The sequence below is a fragment of the Trichlorobacter thiogenes genome, assembly GCF_900167465.1.
Taxonomy (GTDB): Bacteria; Desulfobacterota; Desulfuromonadia; order Geobacterales; family Pseudopelobacteraceae; genus Trichlorobacter; species Trichlorobacter thiogenes.
The window spans coordinates 14,846-37,710 of record NZ_FUWR01000019.1; the positions used below are offsets into that span (position 1 = coordinate 14,846).

General features: G+C 51.4%; 23 protein-coding genes. 13 read left to right on the forward strand and 10 right to left on the reverse strand.

Going from position 1 to position 22,865, the window contains the following annotated elements; translation table 11 throughout:
* Positions 1–8 precede the first annotated feature (8 nt).
* The 7 genes from B5D39_RS13695 to B5D39_RS13725 form a co-directional block, all read right to left on the reverse strand.
* A complete protein-coding gene (locus B5D39_RS13695; protein ID WP_078791020.1) occupies positions 9–1,118 on the reverse strand; it encodes a hypothetical protein in 1,110 nt (369 codons plus the stop codon).
* A gap of 13 nt (positions 1,119–1,131) precedes the next feature.
* Positions 1,132–1,911: a hypothetical protein gene (locus B5D39_RS13700; RefSeq protein WP_139366776.1), complete on the reverse strand. Its 780-nt coding sequence runs from the start codon at positions 1,909–1,911 to the stop codon at positions 1,132–1,134.
* A 98-nt stretch (positions 1,912–2,009) separates the two neighbouring features.
* The gene (locus B5D39_RS13705) at positions 2,010–2,918 is read right to left on the reverse strand and encodes a TPM domain-containing protein (RefSeq protein ID WP_244161421.1); all 909 of its coding nucleotides are present in this window, start codon (positions 2,916–2,918) and stop codon (positions 2,010–2,012) included.
* 21 nt (positions 2,919–2,939) lie between these two features.
* Positions 2,940–3,524: a LemA family protein gene (locus B5D39_RS13710; protein WP_078791022.1), complete on the reverse strand. Its 585-nt coding sequence runs from the start codon at positions 3,522–3,524 to the stop codon at positions 2,940–2,942.
* Entirely contained in the window at positions 3,521–3,808 is a 288-nt protein-coding gene (locus B5D39_RS13715; protein WP_078791023.1) for a SemiSWEET family sugar transporter, read from the reverse strand. Before B5D39_RS13715 ends, B5D39_RS13710 begins: the two co-directional genes overlap by 4 nt.
* Positions 3,805–4,542, reverse strand: coding sequence for an RNA methyltransferase (locus tag B5D39_RS13720; protein ID WP_078791024.1), 738 nt, complete (start codon positions 4,540–4,542; stop codon positions 3,805–3,807). Before B5D39_RS13720 ends, B5D39_RS13715 begins: the two co-directional genes overlap by 4 nt.
* 19 nt (positions 4,543–4,561) lie before the next feature.
* A complete protein-coding gene (locus B5D39_RS13725) occupies positions 4,562–5,632 on the reverse strand; it encodes a hypothetical protein (RefSeq protein WP_078791025.1) in 1,071 nt (356 codons plus the stop codon).
* 215 nt (positions 5,633–5,847) lie between these two features.
* On the opposite strand from B5D39_RS13725, the gene B5D39_RS13730 reads away from it, so the two are divergent.
* Positions 5,848–7,671, forward strand: coding sequence for a tetratricopeptide repeat protein (locus tag B5D39_RS13730; RefSeq protein ID WP_078791026.1), 1,824 nt, complete (start codon positions 5,848–5,850; stop codon positions 7,669–7,671).
* A gap of 89 nt (positions 7,672–7,760) precedes the next feature.
* Here the strand turns inward: B5D39_RS13730 and B5D39_RS13735 are convergent, their stop codons facing one another.
* Both B5D39_RS13735 and B5D39_RS13740 read right to left on the reverse strand, forming a co-directional pair.
* Entirely contained in the window at positions 7,761–8,438 is a 678-nt protein-coding gene (locus B5D39_RS13735) for a hypothetical protein (protein ID WP_078791027.1), read from the reverse strand.
* 168 nt (positions 8,439–8,606) lie between these two features.
* The gene (locus B5D39_RS13740) at positions 8,607–10,868 is read right to left on the reverse strand and encodes an NADP-dependent malic enzyme (protein WP_078791028.1); all 2,262 of its coding nucleotides are present in this window, start codon (positions 10,866–10,868) and stop codon (positions 8,607–8,609) included.
* Between the two features lie 246 nt (positions 10,869–11,114).
* Here B5D39_RS13740 and B5D39_RS13745 point away from each other — a divergent pair, with 246 nt between their 5' ends.
* From B5D39_RS13745 to B5D39_RS13775, 7 genes are all read left to right on the forward strand, one after another.
* On the forward strand, positions 11,115–12,029 hold the full coding sequence (locus B5D39_RS13745) for an ROK family protein (RefSeq protein ID WP_078791029.1): 915 nt from the start codon (positions 11,115–11,117) through the stop codon (positions 12,027–12,029).
* Positions 12,030–12,134: 105 nt separating this feature from the next.
* Positions 12,135–13,343, forward strand: coding sequence for an S-layer homology domain-containing protein (locus B5D39_RS13750; protein ID WP_078791030.1), 1,209 nt, complete (start codon positions 12,135–12,137; stop codon positions 13,341–13,343).
* A gap of 48 nt (positions 13,344–13,391) precedes the next feature.
* Positions 13,392–14,300, forward strand: coding sequence for a hypothetical protein (locus B5D39_RS13755; protein WP_078791031.1), 909 nt, complete (start codon positions 13,392–13,394; stop codon positions 14,298–14,300).
* A 98-nt stretch (positions 14,301–14,398) separates the two neighbouring features.
* Positions 14,399–14,998 (forward strand): RNA polymerase sigma factor, encoded by a 600-nt coding sequence (locus tag B5D39_RS13760; protein ID WP_161947511.1) that lies wholly within the window; start codon positions 14,399–14,401, stop codon positions 14,996–14,998.
* Positions 14,995–15,990, forward strand: a complete 996-nt coding sequence (locus B5D39_RS13765) for a DUF2275 domain-containing protein (protein WP_078791062.1) — start codon at positions 14,995–14,997, stop codon at positions 15,988–15,990. The genes B5D39_RS13760 and B5D39_RS13765 overlap by 4 nt, the downstream gene beginning before the upstream one ends.
* 104 nt (positions 15,991–16,094) lie before the next feature.
* Positions 16,095–16,922, forward strand: coding sequence for a hypothetical protein (locus B5D39_RS13770; RefSeq protein WP_078791033.1), 828 nt, complete (start codon positions 16,095–16,097; stop codon positions 16,920–16,922).
* A 149-nt stretch (positions 16,923–17,071) separates the two neighbouring features.
* The gene (locus tag B5D39_RS13775; protein ID WP_078791034.1) at positions 17,072–18,553 is read left to right on the forward strand and encodes an alpha-amylase; all 1,482 of its coding nucleotides are present in this window, start codon (positions 17,072–17,074) and stop codon (positions 18,551–18,553) included.
* 93 nt (positions 18,554–18,646) lie between these two features.
* On the opposite strand, the gene B5D39_RS13780 is transcribed toward B5D39_RS13775, so the two are convergent.
* Positions 18,647–19,360 carry a diguanylate cyclase gene (locus tag B5D39_RS13780; protein WP_078791035.1) on the reverse strand — a complete coding sequence of 238 codons (714 nt, stop codon included), beginning with the start codon at positions 19,358–19,360 and terminating at the stop codon, positions 18,647–18,649.
* 122 nt (positions 19,361–19,482) lie between these two features.
* Between B5D39_RS13780 and B5D39_RS13785 the strand changes: the two genes are divergently transcribed.
* The 5 genes from B5D39_RS13785 (at position 19,483) to B5D39_RS13805 (ending at position 22,837) form a co-directional block, all read left to right on the forward strand.
* On the forward strand, positions 19,483–19,839 hold the full coding sequence (locus B5D39_RS13785; protein ID WP_078791036.1) for a cupin domain-containing protein: 357 nt from the start codon (positions 19,483–19,485) through the stop codon (positions 19,837–19,839).
* On the forward strand, positions 19,839–20,114 hold the full coding sequence (locus B5D39_RS13790) for a cupin domain-containing protein (RefSeq protein ID WP_078791037.1): 276 nt from the start codon (positions 19,839–19,841) through the stop codon (positions 20,112–20,114). The genes B5D39_RS13785 and B5D39_RS13790 overlap by 1 nt, the downstream gene beginning before the upstream one ends.
* 5 nt (positions 20,115–20,119) lie before the next feature.
* A complete protein-coding gene (locus B5D39_RS13795; RefSeq protein ID WP_078791038.1) occupies positions 20,120–20,956 on the forward strand; it encodes an alpha/beta hydrolase in 837 nt (278 codons plus the stop codon).
* An 86-nt stretch (positions 20,957–21,042) separates the two neighbouring features.
* Complete coding sequence (locus B5D39_RS13800; protein WP_139366777.1) at positions 21,043–21,927, forward strand: PAS domain-containing protein; 885 nt, start codon at positions 21,043–21,045, stop codon at positions 21,925–21,927.
* On the forward strand, positions 21,920–22,837 hold the full coding sequence (locus tag B5D39_RS13805) for a DMT family transporter (protein ID WP_078791040.1): 918 nt from the start codon (positions 21,920–21,922) through the stop codon (positions 22,835–22,837). Before B5D39_RS13800 ends, B5D39_RS13805 begins: the two co-directional genes overlap by 8 nt.
* Positions 22,838–22,865: the final 28 nt, after the last annotated feature.

The window sequence follows — 22,865 nt, forward strand, 5'->3', positions numbered from 1 at the left end:
ATCTCCCCCTACTGCTTTTTCCAGGTGCTTCTGGCGCCTTCGGCACGGATCTTTTTCATGGTCCAGCCCAGTTCTTTAGCAACACGGATCACGTCGCGGTCAAGCTGGTCGCGCTTGCCTTTGTAGGTGGCTTCAAAGGTGGTCTTGCCACCACCGGACTCAACCTCTTTGGCACCGGTTGCCAGGGGGAACTTCTCAAACATCTCGGTGAATTTGGCGATCTGCTCAGGGTCATCAACGCCATCAATAATAATGGTGTACATGGCACCGTTCTGCTGCTGATCCATCCAGTGTTTTTGCAGTACGTCAATCATCGGATTGACAATCTTCTTGCCACCTTCGCGGGCTGCCTTTTCAAGGGCCTGCTCTACGGTCTGCCCCATGCCGGCCTGCTCAACCTTTTTGCTGGTGATAACCTGTGAACGGGTGTTGTCAATCAGTTGGGTTTTAACATTTACCAGTACACTCTTGCCGATTGCGCCTTCGCGGACAACACCACTGACATTGTAAAAGAGGGTGTATTCGGCATGGAATTTGAGACCATAGGCGGCTGCCTTGTTGAGATCCACATCAATCTCGTGGGTTTCTGCCTGCTGCATGGAAAAACGCTCGGCAGAAGCCTTGTCAACCACCCGGAACTGCTTGTCAGTCAGGGATTCAACAATGCCGTTATAGATCTCTTCGGTAAACTCCTTGTCCTTGAAGATCTTGTCCTTGGATTTGTTGCTGAAGGCCACCAGGATACGTGGGTTACCCACCACGGCGTTTTTGCGCAGGATGGTCAGGGCATCAATGTCGCCTTTGATCAGCTTGTTATCAACATTGGCGGTGATGGTGATAACAACACCATCAGCATTTTTCTCTTCTTTGATGATCTTGTAGCTGGTGACATAGCCTTTACTGTGGGAAAGGATCTTGTCATCAATCAGGGCTGAGTCAACTACCGTACTCTCTGATTTAACAAAGGTGCCGACCCCTTGCTCAACTGCACGACGCATGGCTGTTGCCAATGCCACATCCTTGGCCGGGCCTTCTCCAGTGGCGGTTACTGTTGCAGCAAATGCCGCGCTTACGCTGATAAGCATCAATCCAAGTGCCAATACCAGAATTCGTTTCATACGTGAGTTCCTCCTATTTGATTTTCCAAGTGCTGCGGTTACCTTCTGATCTGATTTTCTGAAGCTGTATTTTCTGTTGGGAGGCAAGTTTGAGTAGCTCCCGTTCAATCTGGTCACGTCTTGATTTGCATATAATTTCTAACGTAGCCTTGCCGCCTCCTGCCTCAACTTCTTTTACTGCAGCGACAAGTGCACTTTTTTCCAGCAGCAGGACAAGGCGTTCAGTCAGTGCTTCGCGCCCCTCAAACACCATGGTGACCGTGCGTCCTTCGTTGCCACTCTGGATAACGTGTTGTTCCAAACCTTTGCATAGAAGTTCAGTCAGTTTTTTGCCGGCGCTTCTGGCTGCCTTGTCAATGGCGTCCTCGGTTGTGTGCCCACCTGATGATGCCTCAGCCAGCTTGGCGGCAATAATGCGAGCACCGGTATTGTCAACAATCTTGGCGCTGACCCTTACCAGAGCGCCGATCCCTTTTTCCGGGTCCTTTACAATGGTGGAGGTTTTAAAATGGATAGTGTATTCAGCCAAAAAGGTAAGGCCATAGGAGGCGGCCTTGTTCAGGACCGGGTCAATCTCATGGGTTGCCGCAATCTGTATGGCAGCCTTTTCTGCTGCTGCCCGATCAACGACCCGGTAGCCGCGGTCAGTCAGATATTCCACCATGCTGTCGTAGATTCCAGCCTGTGCAGCCAGTTCTTTTTCTGAGGTGGCGCCACCTACGGCTCGAATCAGCAGCAAACGCTCACCGTCGGCAGGCTTAGGTCCGGTTGCCGCAATTACTGCAGTAAGCATTAAAGAAAAGCAGAAAAGGGTTAACAAGATCAAACGCACAATTTTGGTCCTTTGCTTGGAATAGCGGTCAGCATACCAGAAAATTTCGGCAGTGCAAATTACCAATCATCAGAGGAACCACCGCCATCAAAGTCCCCGCCACCACCTGAGAAGCTGTCGTCACTTGATGATGAACCGCCACCGCCGCCACCGTAGAAAATGGTTGGTCCACCCCAGCCCCCGCCGTGTCCGCCTCCACTGCCCCCACTGGCATTGAAGAGGCGCATGAGCAGGCTGATCAGGAGTCCGGCTGCTCCACCGAGGAGTGCCAGAATGCCAAGTTTCCAGAGTACTGCACCCAGTCCAATACCGGCAGCAACTGGCAGACTCACACCGCCTGCCAGGACACCGGCAGTGCGGGACGATGATCCTGCAACAGCGGTGATAACCAAGCCAGCTAGTAACAGAATGATAAAGAGACCAGAGCCACTGCCTTTTTTCTTTTTGGCTACTTTTTTGTCAGCTGCAGTCGCTTTAAACTCACCCTTGGTAGCATCAATAATTGCCCCTAGTCCTGCGCTGACAGCCTGATCCGGGTTTCCGGCGCGAAGGCCAGGAGCGATCACATTGCGGATAATCTGACCGGCAGTTATGTCAGGTAGGACACCCTGTAGTCCGGTACCCACCTCAATTCTGATCTTGCGCTCCTTCTTGGCCAGAATCAAAATGACGCCGTTGCTTTTATCTTTTTGACCGATCTTCCAGGCCTCGGCTACCCGTATCGCAAAACTTTCAATAACATCGCCCTCCAGTGAGGGAACCGTCAGTAGCACGACCTGATTGGTGGTTTCCCGTTCAAAGGCGGCCAGCTTTTGTTCCAGGGCCTGGACGGCTGCAGGCGACAACATCCCGGCATAGTCATTGATTCTACCTTTAAGATGCGGCGCATCAAGGGCAAAAACGGTCTGCGTCAGGCATGTCAGCATGACGACAAGCAGTAGTAGTGGTTTGAATATGTTAAAACGCATACAGACCTCGTATCTGTCCGGTTAAAATTTTACTTTGGGCGCTACCTTGGCACCTTCTTCAGCTTTAAAGGGTTCTTTGCGCTTCAGGTGTAAAAGCATTGAGTTGGTCATGCTGTTGGGAAAGGTTCTAATGCTGGTGTTGAACAGTTGAACGGTTTTGTTGTAGCGCTCACGGGCTACATTGATCCGGTTTTCAGTTCCTTCCAGCTGTTTTTGGAGGTCAAGAAAGTTCTGATTTGCCTTCAGGTCCGGGTATTTCTCTGCCACCACCATCAGACGGGAGAGGGCAGAGGAAAGTTCACCTTGATTCTGTTGAAATTTAGTCAGGGCTGCAGGGTCATTGATGACCTCTTTACTCAACTGCATGCTGCCCACTTTTGCCCGGGCTTCTGTCACGGCTTTGAGAGTATCTGCCTCATGTTTTGCGTAACCTTTGACAACTTCCACCAGATTGGGAATCAGGTCGTTCCGGCGCTGGTAGGAGGATTCAACATTACCCCAGGCAGCGATTACCGCTTCTTCATTGGCCTGCATGGTGTTGTAACCGCAGCCCGAAAGTGTGGAGATAAGTAACAGTCCAAGCAGATAGATTGAAATCCGTTTCATGCTGGTGCCTCCTCGTTGTGTTCAGTACCGTTGTCAGAAAACTTCAACTTCATAATTGTTAACAGCAGGTTGCAGACCAGAGGGGTGATATTGGCCAGAATCAAGGGCATATCACCAATCAGAATACCGTAGATCAGCCACAATGCAACACCGGCAGATAAAAGAACAGGTTGCCAGATGGATAGATCGCGGGCATGGCGGCTTTTCCAGGTTTTAAAAACCTGTGGTAATGAGGCAATACTGGTCAGCAGCCCGGCAATCAGGCCGATCAGGGTGGGGGTCATGTGGATTTTTTCCGGTCGCTAAAGTCACCTGCCGCCCAGTCGATCTGGGATAACATGCCACGCAGGATGGCAACTTCACGGCTGTCAAGCCCGGCTCTGAAGAACACCCGGCGCAGAGAGCGCATAATGTGGTCAGGGTTTTGGGGGTTCAGGTGTCCAATCCGTAGCAAGGTGCTTTCCATATGGGAAAAAAGTGGTTCAAGTTCACCGGATGGAGCCAGCGTGCGCTGTGCCGCGTCTGTCTCCGCCGCCGCCGCATTAAACAGCTCATAGCAAAAAATTAGAGTGGCCTGGGCGAGATTAAGTGAGCCATACTCGGAGCTTGAGGGGATGGTCGCCTGCAGGGTGCAGAGGGAGAGCTCGGCCGTGGAAAGTCCGTGGTCTTCACGGCCCAGTACCAGAGCTGCCTGGCCTGGCGCTTGTAATAACGCTTGTGCAGCTTGCGGGGGACTGAGCAGTTCCTGGCGGTATTTGCCGCTACGCCGTGTGGTCGCTACCGACACGCTGATATCTGCCAGGGCGTCAGACAGGGAATCAAACAGTTCGGCCTGTTCCAGCAGATCTTTGGCTGAGACAGCGAATTTGAATGCTTCAGGATGAAGGTGTTCACAGCCTGCGACTAGACGCAGACGTGAAAGCCCCATGTTTTTCATGGCGCGACAGACCATACCAATGTTGCCCGGTGATTGTGGTCCCACCAGAATGACGCTGACTGCATGTAGAGAACGCTGCATAGAAGTTATTGTGTCTCGGCTAGACGGACAGGCGTCCGGCAATTTCAGAGCGCATCAGGTCAACCATTTCTTCAATTTTGGCTTCGGGATCGATGTCAGGAGCCTGTGCTGCCATGGCGGCCAGAAAGGCGATGACCTTCTGACTGTCAAGTAGTGCTGATTTGCCCCCAATCAGGTCAATCAGGGCATCAACCAGATCAGCGCCCAGACGACCCAGATAGGCCTTGGCAATCTCCTGCAGGTCATCAATTATTTCTGTCAGCTGGGCGTCATGGTCTGCACCCACTTCGGTCTGTAGTGATGTTTCAGGCGTTTCAGGCGCTGGTGGAGCTGTAGGTGTCGGCGGAACTGCAGGTGTCGGTGAAGCTGCAGGAGTCGGTGAAGCTGCAGGAGTCGGTGAAGCTGCAGGAGTCGGTGAAATTGCAGGGGGCTGGCTGACCGTGTGACGACTGAGTGAGGCCTGCCAGAGCCGATCAATATTCAGGGTTTCCAGAAAATTATGGTGTATCAGCTCTTCGGCAGGTGGTGTGCTGCGTATTTCAATGCTGGCGTCAGGCAGTGCTGCGACCCGTTCTGATTCAGTCGGAGATGTTTCGACCTCCTTGGCCGCGTCGTGGTAAAAGCCGATTGGTGACCCTTCCTTATAAAATATCATGGCACTGCGTTCAGGCGTTGAGAAAAGAACCGTTCCGTTTAATGCTTGAAACTTCATCTGATTCAAAACGGTCTTAAGATCCAGATTACTGACCTGCTCCGGTTTGAATATCACTGTGCCATGTAGCAGGGCCTGGGTGCAGACCGCAAGATCAGCGGTCATTCGGTAGACGTTTATGACTCCCCCCTCAAGGAGCGTGTGGCTGAAAAGGCTGGTAAACGCCTCAAAACCGCTTTTTCGGCTGGTTCCTTCAAGCATGAGGGCACTGATCAGGGAGCCTTTAATAAATATAAAGTATCCTTCAGAACTGTTTGAACCGTAGCCGAGATACCCTGTAAAGCCGCCTGCGCCCATTTTTTTCATGGCATCAGGCAGATTGACTTTTTGAACAGGGAGGTTTTCGTAGAGCGGGTTGGAACGTGGCAAGATCAACATGGTACTCTCTCGCTTCAATTGGATAATGGAATGTCGTAAAGCGTTTCTAATAGGTACTGTATTTGACGGTCGCTGTCAAAGGATTATCAGAAGGCTGTGTTGCGCTGAACTATACGTGAAATTAGTCATATACGCCTTGACAGGGGGTAGGCTATACATTATGTTTACAAAATTATGGTTATCTTGAAGCTGGTTTAAAGTAAGAGGGATTTTCGTTGAGTAAAAAAGACAAGCTACTTACTGATGCCCAAAAATTACTGCAGAAAGGGCAAACTGACAAGGCCATTTCCTGCTATCAGGATGCCTTGGCGGTGGACCCCGGCGATCTGCGGGTGCGACAACGCTTTGCAGAACTTCTTGCAAAATCAAGACGTGTTGATGATGCTCGTAAAGAACTGGAAATCATTGGTAGGAATCTGACGGCAAACGGTTTTTATCTAAAGGCAATTGCTGTCTATAAACAGATTGAAAAGCTGTTTCCGGAAGATATCGGTGTCGCTCTTACCCTGGCGTCACTGAATGAGAAACATGGTCTTTCCGCTAATGCACTGGCTGAATACAAGCGTGCCTACGACCATTATGAACTGCTGCAAAATCATGCTGAGGCGTTGAAAGCGCTTGAGGCGATGCAGCGGATAGATGCCCATAATCCAAACATAAAATTAAAATACGCTGAGGTGCTGTTTCAGCAGGGTAAGCTGGAGGAGTCTCAGGATGCATTCAGGTCGCTGGGATTGCTACTGGTAGAACGTCGGGACGATGCTGCCTTTGGCCGCCTTGCTGAACGAATTTCCCAGCTCTTTCCTGATAAGCAAGACTTTGCCTGTTCCGTTATTGAGCAAAAGATCAATGATGGCAGCGCAGAACAGGCTGCTGCCGTATTGCAGTCCCTGATCAAGGTTGATCCCAAGCGTTTGCCTGCCTGGCGCCTGCTTGTTATGGCCTACCGAGCGCTTGGTAATAGCAGTCGTCTTAAGACTATCTGTCAGCATTGTAGTAAGTTGTTCCCTTCAGAATTGTTTCCACGTGAGCAGTTGATTCGGTGTTTGCTTGAAGAGCAGGACTCTGCAGCTGCCTTAACCATGTTGGACGAGTCTGAACAGCTTTTTCTTGCAGCAGGTGCTGCCGGAGTCATGCGAGAGTTTTACCTGACGCTGAATGATCTGGTGCCGATTAATATCCGTATTTTGAAGGGATGTGCCCGAATTTGTGAAGCAGCCGGCAACAGTGAAGAGGCCGCATCCTATGCTGCCAAGATCGGTTCACTTGCCGGACTGGGAGGCCAGGCTGCTGCTGCCCAAAGTGTCGCACCTGAACCGCTCTCTGCTGAACCGCAGCTTGACATAGAGCTTGAACCACTGGTCCCCGGCCTTTCTGAAGAGGTTGTCGATGAATCAGTTTCTGAAGCCGGACCACGTGAACTGGATATCAGCGATTTTATTGATACCAGTGTGTCACAGGATGCTGATTTTTACGAGATTGAGGTTGAGCTTGATGATGATCTCGGCGGTCCTGCGCCGGCACCTGCTGATACCTGGTTTGAAACCGTTAATGATATCTTTGATAATATCCAGACTCAAACCGGTAAGGTCCGTTTTGGTGAAGGGATGGATAACGGAGATGCCCAGTCTCAGTATGATCTTGGGTTGGCGTTTCATGAAATGGGTCTGTATGATGAGGCGATTAATTCTTTGCGTCAGGCGGCAGAGGATCCTGAACGCCGGGTAAGTTGCCTGATTTTGCAGGGGGCATGCCTGCGTGATAAGGGCGAGCTGCAGCTGGCCGAGAATGCTTTGCGTGCGCTGCTTGCTTCGCCAGCGTTGACCGTTAAGGATAGTTGTGCGCTCAAATATGAACTGGCATTGACCTGTACTGCTTTAGGCAAAAGTGATGAGGCCTGGATGTTGTTAGGGGAGGTAGAACAACTTGATCCTGCCTACCGTGATGTCTCTGCCCGTTTGCATGATGCTTCAGAAGGTAAAACGGTAGGTGGGCTTGATTTTAGCGAGGATGAGCTGCTGGATTTTGAGTTGAAATAGTCCAAAATTTTAAAGATATCTGATTTCAAAAGCCCTTTCACATGTCGTGTCAGGGCTTTTGCATTTATAGTCTGCTGGATACTGTTTTATCAGGCGTTTCCAAGGTTGTTTTGGTAGCGGTTGACCGCTGTTTTCCAGACGCTGCCAATATTAATAATGTCCAGTAGATCGTGTGTCATCAGTTCATCTGCACTGACGGTGGAGTACATATCAAGTTTAGCCGCAGGGTCTTGGGTAAGTTGTTGAGAGTCTCCCGGTGACATCTCGATTTCCTGAGAGCCATCATGGAAAAAGCCCAGTGGGTCCCCTTCCTTGTAAAAGATCATGGCAGAGCGTTCCTGGGTATAAATACGCAGACAGCAGTTCATCTGCTCATTTTTGACCCGTTCAAGCAGTGCCTTGATATCAATCAGTGTAAGGTCTTGGGCGCGATAGCGTGCCTCTCCATGTAACAGGGCATGAATACACATGGTCAGGTCACTGGAGAGGCGGTAGACGTTCAGTGTACTGCCGGTGCTACCCAGCATTTTCTCTGCCAGTGCGCTCATTCCTTCAAAGTCAATCAGGTGACAACCTTTGTCATTTTCAAAAATAACACTGATCAGTTTGCCTGACTCAAATACCAGAATGCCGACTGCGTCAGAAAAGGTCAGGCTGGCATACCCGGTAAAGCAGCCGTGGGCAAGCTTGGTGACAACCGCATCAAGCTGCAGTTCTGAGGCATCAAGGTTTTCAAAAAGGGGGGTGCCTTTCGGGAGACGAAGCATGAATTAATCCTCCTGGCAAATCAACATAACAGATGGTGCATGTGAGTGCTAAACGTACGATACACATTGCTGAATGTCAAAAGATTGTTTGAAAGGAAATGGGAAATCGTGGTGGGAAAAGGCTACCCGTATGGCAGTCTTATGCTGCCATACGGGTAGTGAATAAATTTAGCTGTTGTGCCGTCCCTGTGCATCGACGACTGCAATCGCTGCCATGTTGACAATGTCACTGACATCATCACCACGCTGGAGGACATGTACAGGCTTCTGCATCCCCATCAGGATCGGTCCGATCGCCTCGGCACCGCCAAGACGGGCCAACAGTTTATAGGCGATGTTGCCAGAGTTAAGATCAGGAAAAATCAACACATTGGCCGTTTGCTGCAGTTTTGAAAACGAGAAGTGATCCAGCAGTTCCTGTACCACTGCCGTATCGGCCTGCATCTCACCATCAATGATCAGGTCCGGCTCCCGCTCCTTCACAATCTGCACTGCACGGCGCACCTTGTCAGAAAGTGGATGACGTACTGAGCCGAAGTTAGAGAAGGAAAGCATGGCAACCCGTGGGTCAATGTCGAACACTTTCACGTTCTGGGCAGCTAATATAGCGGTCTCGGCCAGTTCCTCAGCTGTCGGGTCAATTTCAACAGTGGTGTCGGCCATGAAGTAGACACCCTTTTTGAAGACCATCATGTACATGCCATGGACTGAAGTCAGGTTTGGCTGCTTTCCAACGACTTCCAGCGCCGGACGAATGGTCTCCGGGTAGTGGGCATCAATACCGGACAGCATGGCATCTGCATCACCCATCCTGACCATCATAGCACCGAAATGGTTGCGGGATTTGCGGCGCATGATCCGACGTGCTTCGCTTTCCGTGATCCCCTTGCGCTGGCGCAGGCGGTACAGCTCTTGTGCATACGGCTCTGTATATTTTGAATTTTCAGTATCCACAATTTGCACGTCGTCCAGGTTAAGTCCCAGCTCATCTATTTTATCACGGATTTTGATGCTGTTACCGATCAGGATCGGCTTGGCAATCCCTTCATCCACCAGGATTTGGGCTGCCCGCAGCATTTTTTCGTTGTCACCCTCAGGGAAGGCCACCCGTTTCGGGTCAGTCTTGGCCTTATTGATGATGTAACGCATGATCTCTTTTGATTTGCCCTGGGTTGACTCGAGGTGTTCAATATATTTTTCCATATCCTCGATCGGCTGACGGGCAACGCCGCTGTCCATGGCTGCCTGGGCAATTGCCGGAGCAACGTGCAGCAGCACCCTTGGGTCAAACGGTTTAGGGATGATATACTCCCTGCCGAACGAGAATTTGACATTGCCATAGGCCTTACTGACTGAATCAGGAACTTCTTCACGGGCCAGGCTCGCTAAAGCTTTAACCGCTGCCAGTTTCATATCTTCATTGATACAGCTGGCCCGTACATCCAGAGCGCCGCGGAAGATGAAGGGGAAACCCAGCACGTTGTTGACCTGGTTGGGATAGTCTGAGCGCCCGGTGGCAATAATCACATCGCCTCTGGCAGCCCGGGCCTCATCAGGGGTGATCTCCGGGTCAGGGTTGGCCATGGCAAAGATGATCGGGTTGGGGGCCATGCTGCGTACCATATCAGCAGTAAAGGCACCTTTGGCGGAAAGGCCAAACAGCACGTCAGCGCCTTTGGCGGCTTCTTCAAGGGTACGGAAAGAGGTGTCAGCGGCAAAGAGTTCTTTGTAAGGGTTCATGCCGATGGTGCGGCCTTTGTAGATGACCCCCTTGGTGTCGCACATGATCATGTTGTTGGGTTTGACCCCCAGGGCAATCGCCAGCTTGGCACAGGAGTTGGCTGAGGCGCCGGCACCGTTGACCACGATTCTGATATCCTCAATCTTCTTGCCAACCAGTTCAAGGGCGTTGATCAGAGCGGCTGATGAGATGATGGCAGTACCATGCTGGTCATCGTGAAAGACCGGAATCTTCATGGTCTTTTTTAATTCTTCCTCGATGTAAAAACACTCAGGTGCCTTGATATCTTCCAGGTTGATGCCACCAAAAGTCGGTTCCAACAGTTGGCAGGCCTTGATGATCTCGTCAGGATTTTCAGTATCAAGTTCGATGTCAAAGACATCAATATCGGCAAAACGCTTGAAAAGAACTCCTTTGCCTTCCATAACCGGTTTGCCGGCAAGGGCGCCCAGGTTGCCCAGGCCCAACACCGCCGTGCCGTTTGAGACAACGGCCACCAGATTTCCTTTGGCTGTGTACTTGTAGGCATCATCCGGGTTCTTCTCAATAGCCAGGCAGGGCTCTGCCACACCGGGTGAATAGGCCAGCGACAGGTCTGCTGCGGTTTGGCACGGTTTTGTTGAGATAACCTCAATTTTGCCTTTACGACCCATTGAATGATACTCAAGAGCATCCTTGATCTTTGCCATGGTCGACGTTCCTCCACGTAAATTTAGTTACAGTAAAAAAATGGTTGATTTGGTCCTGATTACACTAGTTTGTGTTTATTATGACTAAAGACATATATGCCCCTTGTCTGGGGCTGTCAAGAGCTATCAATCTCGAATAAAAAAATATTCTATTTATGCATGGTAAGGGTTGAAGATGCCGGATGGAGTACCGTATTGTAGACAATCAATCTGTCTTTGGTTATTAACAGTGATCAGGAGATGTCCGTGCTAAACCATGTGCCTGGCTATATTGGAATTGATATCGGCGGAACAAACCTTCGGGGGGCGCTGGTACGAGCAAATGGCGAGATCCTTTCCCGTTTTCGTCTGAAGAGTGCTATCTCAAACGGAGCTGACTCTTTTCTGGAACGTCTGACAGAAGAAGTTGTCAAGCTTACGGAAGATGCGGCTGCTTACGGTCTGCAGGTGCAGGGTGTGGGGCTTGGCATACCTGGCCTGATCGGGAATGATGGCACCATTCATTCGTCAGTTAATTTGCGTCCGCTTGAGGGGATGAATCTGTCCAGACTGTTTTCAAACCGTTTTCAGATACCGGTGGTTTCTGCAAACGATGCAAACCTGATTGCGCTGGGCGAGGTCTGGGCAGGTGCCGGCCAGGGGATGCAATCTGTGGCTGTGATAACCATAGGCACCGGCCTGGGTAGCGGACTGGTCCTTGATGGGAAACTGTGGACCGGTGCTGGTGGTTTTGCAGCGGAATTTGGCCACCTGACCGTTGAGCCGGAAGGGCTTCCCTGTCCCTGTGGTAATCGGGGTTGTCTGGAACAGTATGTCTCGGCAGCTGCCCTTTCCCGGTACGGTGGCGGACGCACACCTAAAGAGCTGGCTCTGTTGGCCCAGGCTGGAGAACCGGTTGCATGTGCTGCCTTTGATGCAATCGGTTACTGGTTGGGAACAGCGCTAGCCGGGCTGCTAAATGTCTTGAATATTGAAGGTGTTATTATTGGTGGTGGGGTTTCAGGTGGCTTTGATCTGTTTGCGCCAATGTTGCGTAAAACGATTCAGCAACGAGCTTTTTCTCAGATAGCGGAGCAGGTGCTCGTCTGTCAGGCAGCGTTGGGGGATGATGCCGGCCTGGTCGGCGGAGCATTGCTTGCTGCCGGTAAAAAGATTGGATAATCGATTTTTTGGATGGGGAGTTTACTTTCAGCTAAATGATGGTATTCTGATAAACACGGTGTTTCGTCCGTAGCTGAAAATTATTGGTCAACTCGGAGGTTGTCTATGAATCGGATCTGGTTGTTTTTGTTGCTGATTGTGGCTGTACTGGCAGGAGGATGTGCCAAGCAGGTCGCCCGCTGCACTGCACCGGAGGATAATCCTGCTCATCATTACCTGCGTGGCATGGAGGCGCTTGAGTCTGGCAAGATTGATCTGGCTCAGGATAAATTTGATCGTGCGCTCTACTGTGAAGAGAATTTTTCAGCTGCCTACGGTGGTAAGGCGATTGTTGCTGCCTTAAAAGCAAAAGGAATGGCTGATGCCGGGTATCGCGGCATTGAAATAGCTCGCGCAGAAGAGTATCTGGAGAAAGCAAAAAAACTGGTTGAAACCGATAATGACCGTTTTGAATACCAGCTGGCTGTTTTACGGGTTGCCCCTGCAATAAAAGGGAAAGACTGGTTGGATCGTGCAGAATCCGCCTACCGTGCTGCCCAGTCGCTGGAGAGGGTTGATGAACGACGTCTTGACTACTATCAGGGCAAAGAGGCTGCTGCTTACTTCATGGGACTGGCCTATCTTGAAGGCTATCAGTTTCGCAAGGCTGAGGACAAGTTCCGTGAAACTCTGGACAGCCGCAAAATGGGCAAGTGGAATGAACCAGCTGACAAGGCCTGGAAGAAGACTTCCAAAATTGTACGTGCCATGGGCGGCATCACGGTAGGCGATGTGGGCAAAAAGATTGCGGTAAAAGACACAGTGTCACGGGGTGATCTGGCAGCCCTGCTGGTTGATGAGATGATGATTGATAAGCTGTTTGCTGGCCGGATTCCTGTTAAATCGCAGCTGGCTGCCATGAAAGCAGAGTTTGTGCCTGCCGATCTGCTTTCGCATCAATTCCGGGAAGAGGTTGATGTTATTATGAAGTGGAAAGTGCGCGGTCTTGAGCCTAAATTTGACCAGACCACCAAGGCCTATCTCTTTAAACCTGAAGACAAGGTACAGCGGGGGGAAATGGCGTTTATTCTGGAAGATGTCCTGATCAAGCTGACCGGTGACGAAAAGATTGCCACTGCCTACTTCGGTCAGGAACGGTCTCCTTTCCCGGATGTCAAGACCACCTCTCCTTACTATAATGCCGTCATGAACATGACCAGTCGCGGGATTATGGAAGGTGAGCTGTCTGGTGAGTTCCGCTTCAATGAACCGGTGGATGGAGCTGAGGCGATCCTTGCCATTCGTATGTTGCAACAAAAAATCAACATCTATTAAGTTTACCGCCTTTACATGGCACTAATCTGAGACAAGGAGGAAGGTTCAATGAAAAAAAGTATCATACTGGCAGCAGTAGCCCTGATGGGATGTGCAGGACTGGCCCAGGCAGATGAGGTGGATCTGAGGCATTACAAGATCGCCCGTGAGTACATCAAAAAAGAAAAGGTTACCGTAACCGTTACCGTTGAACAGGCGTTCAAGCAGGATGCCATTCTGGTGGTAGGGGAAGGCGTTCCCAAAAAAGGGACCACCGGTGGTCAAAAGCGGTTGACTGCCCTCCGGGCTGCAGAGGTATCTGCCCAGCGTGCCTTGGCAGAGCTGCTGAAAGGTGTCTCCATTACCGGTCAAACCACCGTGCGGGATGCAGAACTTGAGTCAGATGTGATCAAGTCATCAGTCAATGCCTTTATCAAAGGCTTCCAGCCGGTGGTTAAGGATTGGAACGCAGAAGAAGAGACCGCTCTGGTTATTTTGAAGGTGGGGATGAACGGCCCACGCAGCTTTGGCGCCATGATGTATGAGAAGATCCTGACCGAGCCAAAGATCAAGCAGCAGATTGAGCAGCCTGCCTATGTACCTCCTACTGAACAGTTTACACCGCCTCCGGTTGCCCGGCCCTATGATGGTCTGATCATTGATGCCACCGCCTACACCTTCCGTCCGGCCCTTATTAACCGGATCTTTAACCCCAAGGGTGAGGTGCTGTATGACCCGGCCAAGATCAGCCAGAAGGTGCTGGTTGAGCAAGGCTGCGGCGAGTACACCAACAGTGTTGACAAGGCCCGTGCTGCCCTGCGCAAGCGCGGCGTCAATAATCCTCTGGTGGTGGCAGCCTCCGGTACGGTCAGCCCTTCTGACCTGCAGGTTTCAGGTGATGTTGCCCTGCAGATCTTCAGCGCCAACCAGAATAACGGCTTTATGGCTGATGCGCGGGTTGCCTTTGTGCTGAAGTAACAGGCTGTTTTCCCAAGCATGTGAACTAAAGCCCCGTAACAGAATGTTGCGGGGCTTTTTTGTAGGGAACTTTTTTACAAGGGGAGATGTCATATCCTGTGAGTGCATCTGTGCTGGACACTGCCGATGAGTTAGGCCTACTGGCTGCCTGCCGCAAAGGTGATACCGCTGCCTTTGAACAGCTGGTGCTGCGCTATCAGCGTGGCCTGTATAATGTCGCTTTCAGGATCAGCAGTAATGAGGCTGATGCAGCAGATATTGTTCAGGAAACCTTTCTGGCTGCCTGGCGTAAGATCAAAGAGTTCCGTGGAGAAGCCAAACTTTCCACCTGGTTAACCAGCATTGCCGTTAATCAGGCCCGGACCCGTTGGCAGCAGAACCGGCAGAAGCAGGGCCGTGAGGAGTCGCTTGACTCTTCTGATGAAACGGGGCAGGGGAGGCCGCTGCAGGTCGCTTCTGATCAGCCGTCTGCTATGGAACAATTGGAACGCTCTCAGTTGAGAGAGCTACTGGAACGTTGTATCAAGGCTCTGGATCAGGGGTTTCGAGAAGTGCTGGTGTTACGTGATATGCGGGAGATGCCCTATGACGAAGTGGGGCAGGCGCTGGGATTGCGGGAGGGAACCGTGAAGTCCCGTCTGTTTCGGGCCCGTGAGTCGGTCAGGGACTGTGTAACCAAAGGTATGGCACAACCATGAAGAGTCATCAAGAGATACGCAGTATGCTTCCAGCCATGGCTGGAGGCGATCTGTCAAAAACAGACCAGACACTGCTTGAACAGCATCTGGCTGAATGCCCGGCCTGCCGCAGCGAACTGTCACAATTTCATGCAGTGGTGGCTGCGGTGCGCAGTACGCCTGAGCTGGAGCCACCTCCCTGGCTGGCAACCCGCATTATGGCACGAGTTAAGGAAGAGCAGGAATCCCGCAGGAGCTGGTTTGCCCGTCTGTTCCGGCCGCTGCAGATCAAGCTGCCTCTTGAAGCCTTGGCTCTGGTGATGATCTGTGCCACGACCTGGTATGTCATGCAGGATGTGAATCGTTCTCAACAGCGGCCTTCGGTTCCACCGGCAGCCGAGGCACCTGCTGCTGCCCCTGCCAGAGAGGCTGACAGGGTGTCTGATGCCCAGGCCCCCCGTGTAACTGTTCCGGTTACTCCTCCTTCCGTAACGGTAGCCCCAAAGGCGGAATCCCCACCATCTGCTGCTCCGCTAAGGCCGGAGGCTCAGAGGGCACAAGCTGCTCCGGCCTTTGCACCGCCATCACAGAAAGTGCCAGAACATATCGAGCAAATGGAACGGTCCAAGTCAGCTTCCGAGTCCGTACCTGCCCCTTCAGCTGCCGGTCGTGAACAACGTGCCGGTAGTCCGTCACCCATGGCAGATCATGTCATGGCTACTAAACGTAAGGCAGAAAGCAGCAACAGTGGTCTTGGTGTAACAGGCATGCAAACCCAGCGTCTACGTCTGGTGGTTGAGGACCGCGCCACGGTTTCAGATGCTCTTGAAATTATTGTGAAGCGTCTGGGTGGGACGATTCTGGAGAGCCGTACTGGCAGTGCCAAGGTACGGATGCAGGCGGACCGTCTGCCAGATCTGGTGGATCAGCTTGCACGGTTGGGGCGGATAACAGAACGCCCTGTCGTGGATAATGCAGGTGATAAAGTGACGGAATTGTTGATAATCTGGTAGGTTTAAAAAATAAATGATTTTTTGGGGAACTTTTCCCCCACTCCTCCTGTCTAACAGTGCAAAGGCTTAATCCAAAAGCCAATCACCCACAACGGGAGGAAGTCATGAAAACTATCGTAACAGTTATTTTGGGCATCATGATCAGCGCAGCTCAGGTATGGGCTGGCAGCATCGGCGACAGTGTCGAAGTCAGGGTCCTGTCAGAATCAGGTTCAGAACTGCCGTTTTATCCGGTCTCTGCACGCTATCCATCAAAAAAGGTGTATGCCGAGGCGATCAAGGGGGATCATTATAAGATTGTGGTCCGCAATAAATTGAACCGTCGGGTAGGGGTGGTGATTGCGGTTGATGGCCGCAATATTGTCTCAGGCCAGAAGTCATGGCTCAAAAACAGTGAGCGTATGTACATCCTTGAACCGTATGAGCGTTATGAATATGCTGGCTGGCGTAGCGGACAGGACCGGATTAACCGTTTTTACTTTACCGAGGTGCCGGATTCCTATGCCGCATCCTTTGGTGACCAGAGTGCCATGGGGGTAATTGCGGTGGCGGTCTATCCTGAAGTGCAGCGTTATGAACCACCAGTACAGTATCGCAACCAGCTTTCCGGCTCAGCACCTGCACCGGCAGCAGAAGCACCGGCTCCTTCAGCAGCATCTGAGCGTAAAAGATCTGCTGCAGCTCCGTCAGCAAAATCTGAGGCGATGGACCGGTCTGCCGGTACCGGTTATGGCAGAAGCGAGTACTCACCATCCCAGATCGTAGCCTTTGAACCTGAGCGCCGCTCTGTGGAAAATATGTACATCAAGTACGAATGGCGCAGAACACTCTGTAAAATGCGGATTGTCAGCTGTGGTCACCCGTACCCCAGAAATAACAACCGGCTGTGGGATAATGGTGGCTATGCACCGCCACCTCCGGGCAGGGAATAGGTACAGAAATCAGCGTTGTAAGCAAACGGGGATGCTCACCAAATGGGCATCCCCGTACTGTTTTGGTAGGGCTGATTGCAGGTGCCGGGATCTGTGGTATAGCAACAGGAGGATGTTCGTTGCATAACCTCAGCAGTTGGGAGAATCCTATGTCAGATCTGAACGGTGTCATGATGCAGTATTTCCACTGGTACATTCCTGCTGACGGTAGCCTCTGGACGCAATTGGCGGATACATCAGAAGAGTTGGCACAAGCAGGGATTACCGCCCTCTGGCTGCCGCCAGCCTACAAGGGGATCGGTGGCGCTGCTGATGTCGGCTATGGTGTGTATGATATGTACGACCTGGGTGAGTTTGACCAGAAAGGGTCGGTACCTACCAAATACGGCACCAAAGAACAGTATCTGCAGGCTGTGCAACAACTCCGTAAGGCAGGTGTCCAAGTCTATGCAGATACGGTACTGAATCATCGTATGGGGGCTGATCAGGCCGAGTCCTGTCGGGCTACCCCCTATCGGCGGGGTGATCGACTGCATCCCAAAGGCGACTTGCGGGAGATACTGGCCTATACCGGGTTCAGTTTTCCCGGACGGGCTGGCGTACATTCATCATTCCAATGGCACTGGCAGCATTTTGATGCCGTTGATTATGATCATTCAAATCCCGGTGAGTGGGACACGGTCTATCTGCTGGAAGGCAAGAGCTTTGATGATGAGGTCTCGCAGGAGTTTGGCAATTTTGCCTATCTGATGGGGTGTGACCTGGACTGTCAGCATCCTGAAGTACGTGAGGAACTGGCTCGTTGGGGCCGCTGGTATCTGGACAACACCGGCGTGGATGGTTTCAGGCTGGACGCGATCAAGCATATTGCCGCCTGGTTCTTTCCGGAATGGCTTGATGCACTGGAAAAACATGCCGGTAAAGATCTGTTTGTGGTGGGAGAATACTGGGTTAACAGCCTCTCAACCCTGCTTTGGTATATCGATGATGTGGGCGGAAGGATGGCGGTATTTGATGTGCCGTTGCATTACAACTTTCACCGGGCAGGTCTGGCCGGTGGCGAGTATGACCTGCGCCGGATCCTTGATGGCAGTGTGATGCAGGCCCGCCCGACCCATGCTGTCACCTTTGTTGAAAATCATGACTCCCAGCCGCTTCAGGCCTTGGAATCGGTGGTGGAACCTTGGTTCAAGCCACTGGCCTATGCTTTGATCCTATTGCGCAGCGAAGGATATCCTTGTCTGTTTTATGCTGACTATTATGGTGCAGAATATGATGACAAAGGCAAGGATGGCAACCGGTATCATTGTGTGATGCCGTCCCATCGCTTTTTACTGGATTGTTTTCTGGATGCCCGTAAAAGGTATGCCTACGGGCCACAGTACGATTATTTTGACCATCCTGCGGTGATCGGTTGGACCAGGCTGGGAGATGATGAACACCCCGGCGGCATGGCGGTATTGATGAGTAACGGTGGTGATGGCTTCAAATGGATGGAGGTGGGGCAGCCAGACACAGTCTACCATGATATCACCGGTCATCAAACTGAGGTCGTAACCACCAATGAGCATGGCTGGGGTGAATTTCGTTGCAAGGGGGGCTCTGTATCGGTCTGGGTGAGGGATGCGTAAGCGAATCTCAGGAATAGTCAGCTGAAATAACTGAAGCCCTGCTCAGAGAGTAGAGCAGGGCTTCAGAACGTTGATCATGTCTGCAGCTTGTAATCAGGCAGCAACAATGGCCCGATTTCTGCCCCCCAGTTTTGCCTGGAACAAGGCTTGGTCTGCCCGTGAGATCGCCTCGAAAATATTTTGCTCTGGCTTGTACTCACATACCCCCAGGCTGATGGTAAGCTGAATGCCGGGACGATTGACCTTGAATTCAGTCATGGCTACTGATTCACGGATCTTGTTGGCAACGGCCAGGGCGCCATCAAGCTGGGTCTCAGGCAACAGCACCAGGAATTCTTCACCTCCCCAGCGGGAACAGATATCTTCATTGCGCAGACAGCCGCGCAGTACCCTGGAAACTTCCACCAGTACATCATCACCCGTGTTGAATCCATGGGTGTCGTTAACTTTTTTAAAGTAATCAAGGTCAGCCATGATGATTGAGGCAAAACGCTGGTGCCTGCTTGCTCTGCTGAATTCCTGTTCGATCATTTCCATGATCGCTCGACGGTTGGCAAGTCCGGTCATCGGGTCAATTCGAGTTGCAAGATCCAGAGAGCGGTTCATGTTTGCCAGCTGGGTCTGCAGATACGCTTTCTCTTTGATCATTCGTTCCGAGCGTTGGGCCAGGGTGCGATACAACTCATGCAGTTGCTGGAACTCAGGCAAAAGGGGATTGTCCTTAAAACGATTATCGGCCATAAGTTGTTGAAATCGATCTGACTCAAGCGCTTCAAGGCTGTCGATAAGATCACGGTCTGTAGCCATACGGTGAAACTCCTTTGATGCTCTGAGTGAAAAACACTATACTAAAACATTGTAGCGTTATTCCTGAATAATTCAATGACAAGTCATCTGTTTACTGTCTTGATAGGCAAAGGATGTGGAGTATGGTGAACGTTGGCGATCTGTTGGCCGGTATTCCTGATGCATCAGGAGGCGAATTGTTTGAGACACTCTCTGCTAGTGGCGGGGTACGGGTTGAGAGGATTATTACACAGGGACAGGCCACTGCAGCGGGTGAGTGGTATGATCAAGCCTGGCATGAATGGGTGCTGCTGGTGAAGGGAGAGGCATTGTTGATGATTGAAGGCGAACTGGAGCCGCATCGACTGTTGCCTGGCCAGTGGATGCTATTGCCAGCCCATTGCCGTCATCGAGTGGAGTGGACGCTTCCTGGGCAGAACACGATCTGGCTGGCCTTGCACTGGCCTGAACATAACCGCAATGAAGAAGGAGGCAGGTGATGTTGCCTATTATGGTTGAACAAAATCCGTCCAAAGAACGACTTGAAGCACTGGGGGTCTTTGACTGGCCGATTTGGAACTGCGAGGTGTCTGATTTTCCCTGGAGCTATGAGCAGCGTGAGGCCTGCTATCTGCTTGAGGGGAAGGTGGTGGTGACCCCGGAAGACGGTGCCCCGGTTGAGTTGTCTGCAGGCGATCTGGTTGTCTTTCCTGCTGGTATGAGCTGCCAGTGGGAGGTTGAGAAGCCTGTACGCAAGCATTACCGGTTGGGTTAATCGCTATGCCTACCTTTGCTCGTTTAGCTGTGCTCATTATAGTTGCCTACGCTATCTATGCCCTGTTGCTGGCAACATTTCAGCGGTATCTGATTTATCCAGGGCGCAATCTGGTGCCACCAACTATTCCTTCTGGTGTTGCTGCAGGTGCTGAACCATTCTGGGTTATCACCAGTTTTGGAAAAGTGGAGGGGCGCTTTGTTGCAGCAAAGGCTGCCGGGCGTCAACCCGTGGTCATTTTTTTTCATGGCAACGGTGAGCTGGTAGATGATTTGAGTCCTGAGCTTGATCAACTCCATCAACTTGGCTGTGGGATTCTGCTGGTGGAATATCCCGGTTATGGCCGATCCTCAGGCCGACCGTATCAGCGCAGTTTGGCTGAGACTGCGCTGGCTGCCTTTGATATGGTGGTTCAGCGTCCAGAGGTTGATCCAAAGCGGGTCGTGTCCTTTGGTGTTTCGCTGGGCTCTGGTCCGGCGATTGCCCTGGCAGTCCAGCGACCGGTGCGTGCCCTGGTCGTGGCAGCACCTCCGGCTTCATTGCGGCCCTTTGCCCATAAACGACTGCTTCCTTCCTTTTTGCTGCATGACACGTTTGATAATGCAGAATTGGTTAAGAAATATAGTGGACCAACGCTTGTGCTCCATGGACAACATGATTCGGTTATGCCTTTTCCCCATGGCCAAAAGGTTGCGGCCGCAGCTGTTCATGGGCAGTTGGTTCCCCTTTCTGCAGATCATAATGATCTGCTTGGCGTGCCCGGTTTTTGGAAAGCTGTGGAGAAATTCTTTAATGTCAATGGGGTAACGCCAGCTGTGCTTGTCAGTCCAAGACATTCCTAATCTGATGATTGAGGTCTGATCTCGCTTGCCAACGACTTGTTCCCTGCTATTCTTACAGAAAGCTGTCTGCTTAGAGGAGACGTACAATGCATCCATTAGCGTTGCTGTTAAGGGACCATGAAGGATGGCTAATGCGTCGGGTTCGTGATTATGCCATTGAGCGTGACTATACCCGCTATACTTCAACGCTTGAGGAGGCGTGGCGAGTATCTATTGTGGGGCTTACCGATTCAATCTGTGCAGCATTAGAGTTGTCAGCTGAACCTTGGGAGCTGGGGCCGGACGATGATTTTGTGCATGATCCCGTTGCTGCTTTTGGTGTGTTGGAGGCTCAGAAACACCGTACACGAGGCATTACCCTGGAGATGTTTCTAGGGCTTATGAAGTATTACCGTCAGAGTTATCTGGATTTGCTGGCAGATCAGGAGCTCGAGTCAACGATCATCAGGAAGTACATCCGTTTTATTGAACGGGTATTTGATCGTATTGAGATCGCTTTCTGTGCCGAATGGAGTCGTAGTAACTTCACGAATACGGCTGCCCATGAGTTGCAGGAGGCAAATCGCAGGATTACCAATGAAAAGAATCAGTTTTTGACCATCTTTGAAAGTCTGCCCATTCCGGTTTTTCTGTTAAATGACCGTTTGCGGGTAAATCAAATGAATCAGGCCGCTTCAAAGCTGTTGCTCAGCAAAGGCAGAGCTGGAAGTTACTACTATTCGGGCAGGGCTGCTGATGCGCCGTTCCCCTGGTTTGGACATGAAGTAGGGGAATTTCTTGCTGCAGATGAGCATGAGAGAAACTTTTTTGCCACACTTACCGTTGATGGTGGAGAACACCGTTACCGGGTTTCTTTGCGCTGGATGCAGGATATTAGTAAAAAGTTTACCGGTATGATCGTGAGCATGAATGATATTACTGAACAGTGGCGGCTTGAACAAAAGCAGGCGACAGGTGGTTTGAGTGAGTAATGGCGTATCTGCGGTAAGCTCTCCATCATCAGGTAAGGTGCTGTTTTATCTGATCTTAACCACATTTTTCTGGGGAGGTAGTTTTCTCTTTACCAAGATTGGTGTCAGGGAGGTTCCGCCTCCCTTTTTTGTGCTGCTGCGTTTTTCGTTGGCAGCGGTTTTGATGGGCCTGCTCTGCCTGCCGCGACTTGCGCGACTGGACCGGCAGACGGTTAGGCGGGGAACTATTGTTGGACTGGCCTTGGGCGTGACCAACCTGACCTTTGTGGTGGGGGTGCAGGGGACCAGCATCTCCCGTGCTGGCGTGATCAATAATCTGTTTGTACTGTTTATTCCGCTGATTGCCCGTACGGTCTGGAAGGACCGGATCGGGCGGATCAATATCGCCGGAATCGGACTTGCCTCACTGGGAATCGCTCTGCTGGCAAGCGGTGGCGGTGAGGGGTTCAATCGTGGAGATATGATTTCTACCCTCTGCGCCTTTTTTATCGCAATCCATATCATTACTGTTTCAAAGGTGTTGAAGGATGAAGATGTCTGGCTGGTTTCGCTGGTGCAATTTTGTGTTGTGGCATTAATGGGCGCAGTTACCGTTTTGCTGGTCCCGACTCCTTCATTCTCTCTGGGGCTTACCTCCCTTGGCACAATCATCTACTGTGCCATTTTCCCTACGGTGGTTTGTTTTACTTTGCAAAACAGGTATCAGCGTTATGTCACCCCAACCCAGGCCGGTCTGATCTATACGCTTGATCCGGTCTGGAGTCTGCTGGCCGGCTTTGTTGTGTTGGGAGAACGGTTGGCGCCCCGTGAATGGTATGGTTGTGGTCTGATCTTTCTGGCGGTGTTGATTCCGCTCGGGGTCCGCTTTGTGATCGAACGTCGTCTGGTCGTACGTTACCTGCAGCGATGACGGGTATACTGTTTCTGCTGTAGTTGTT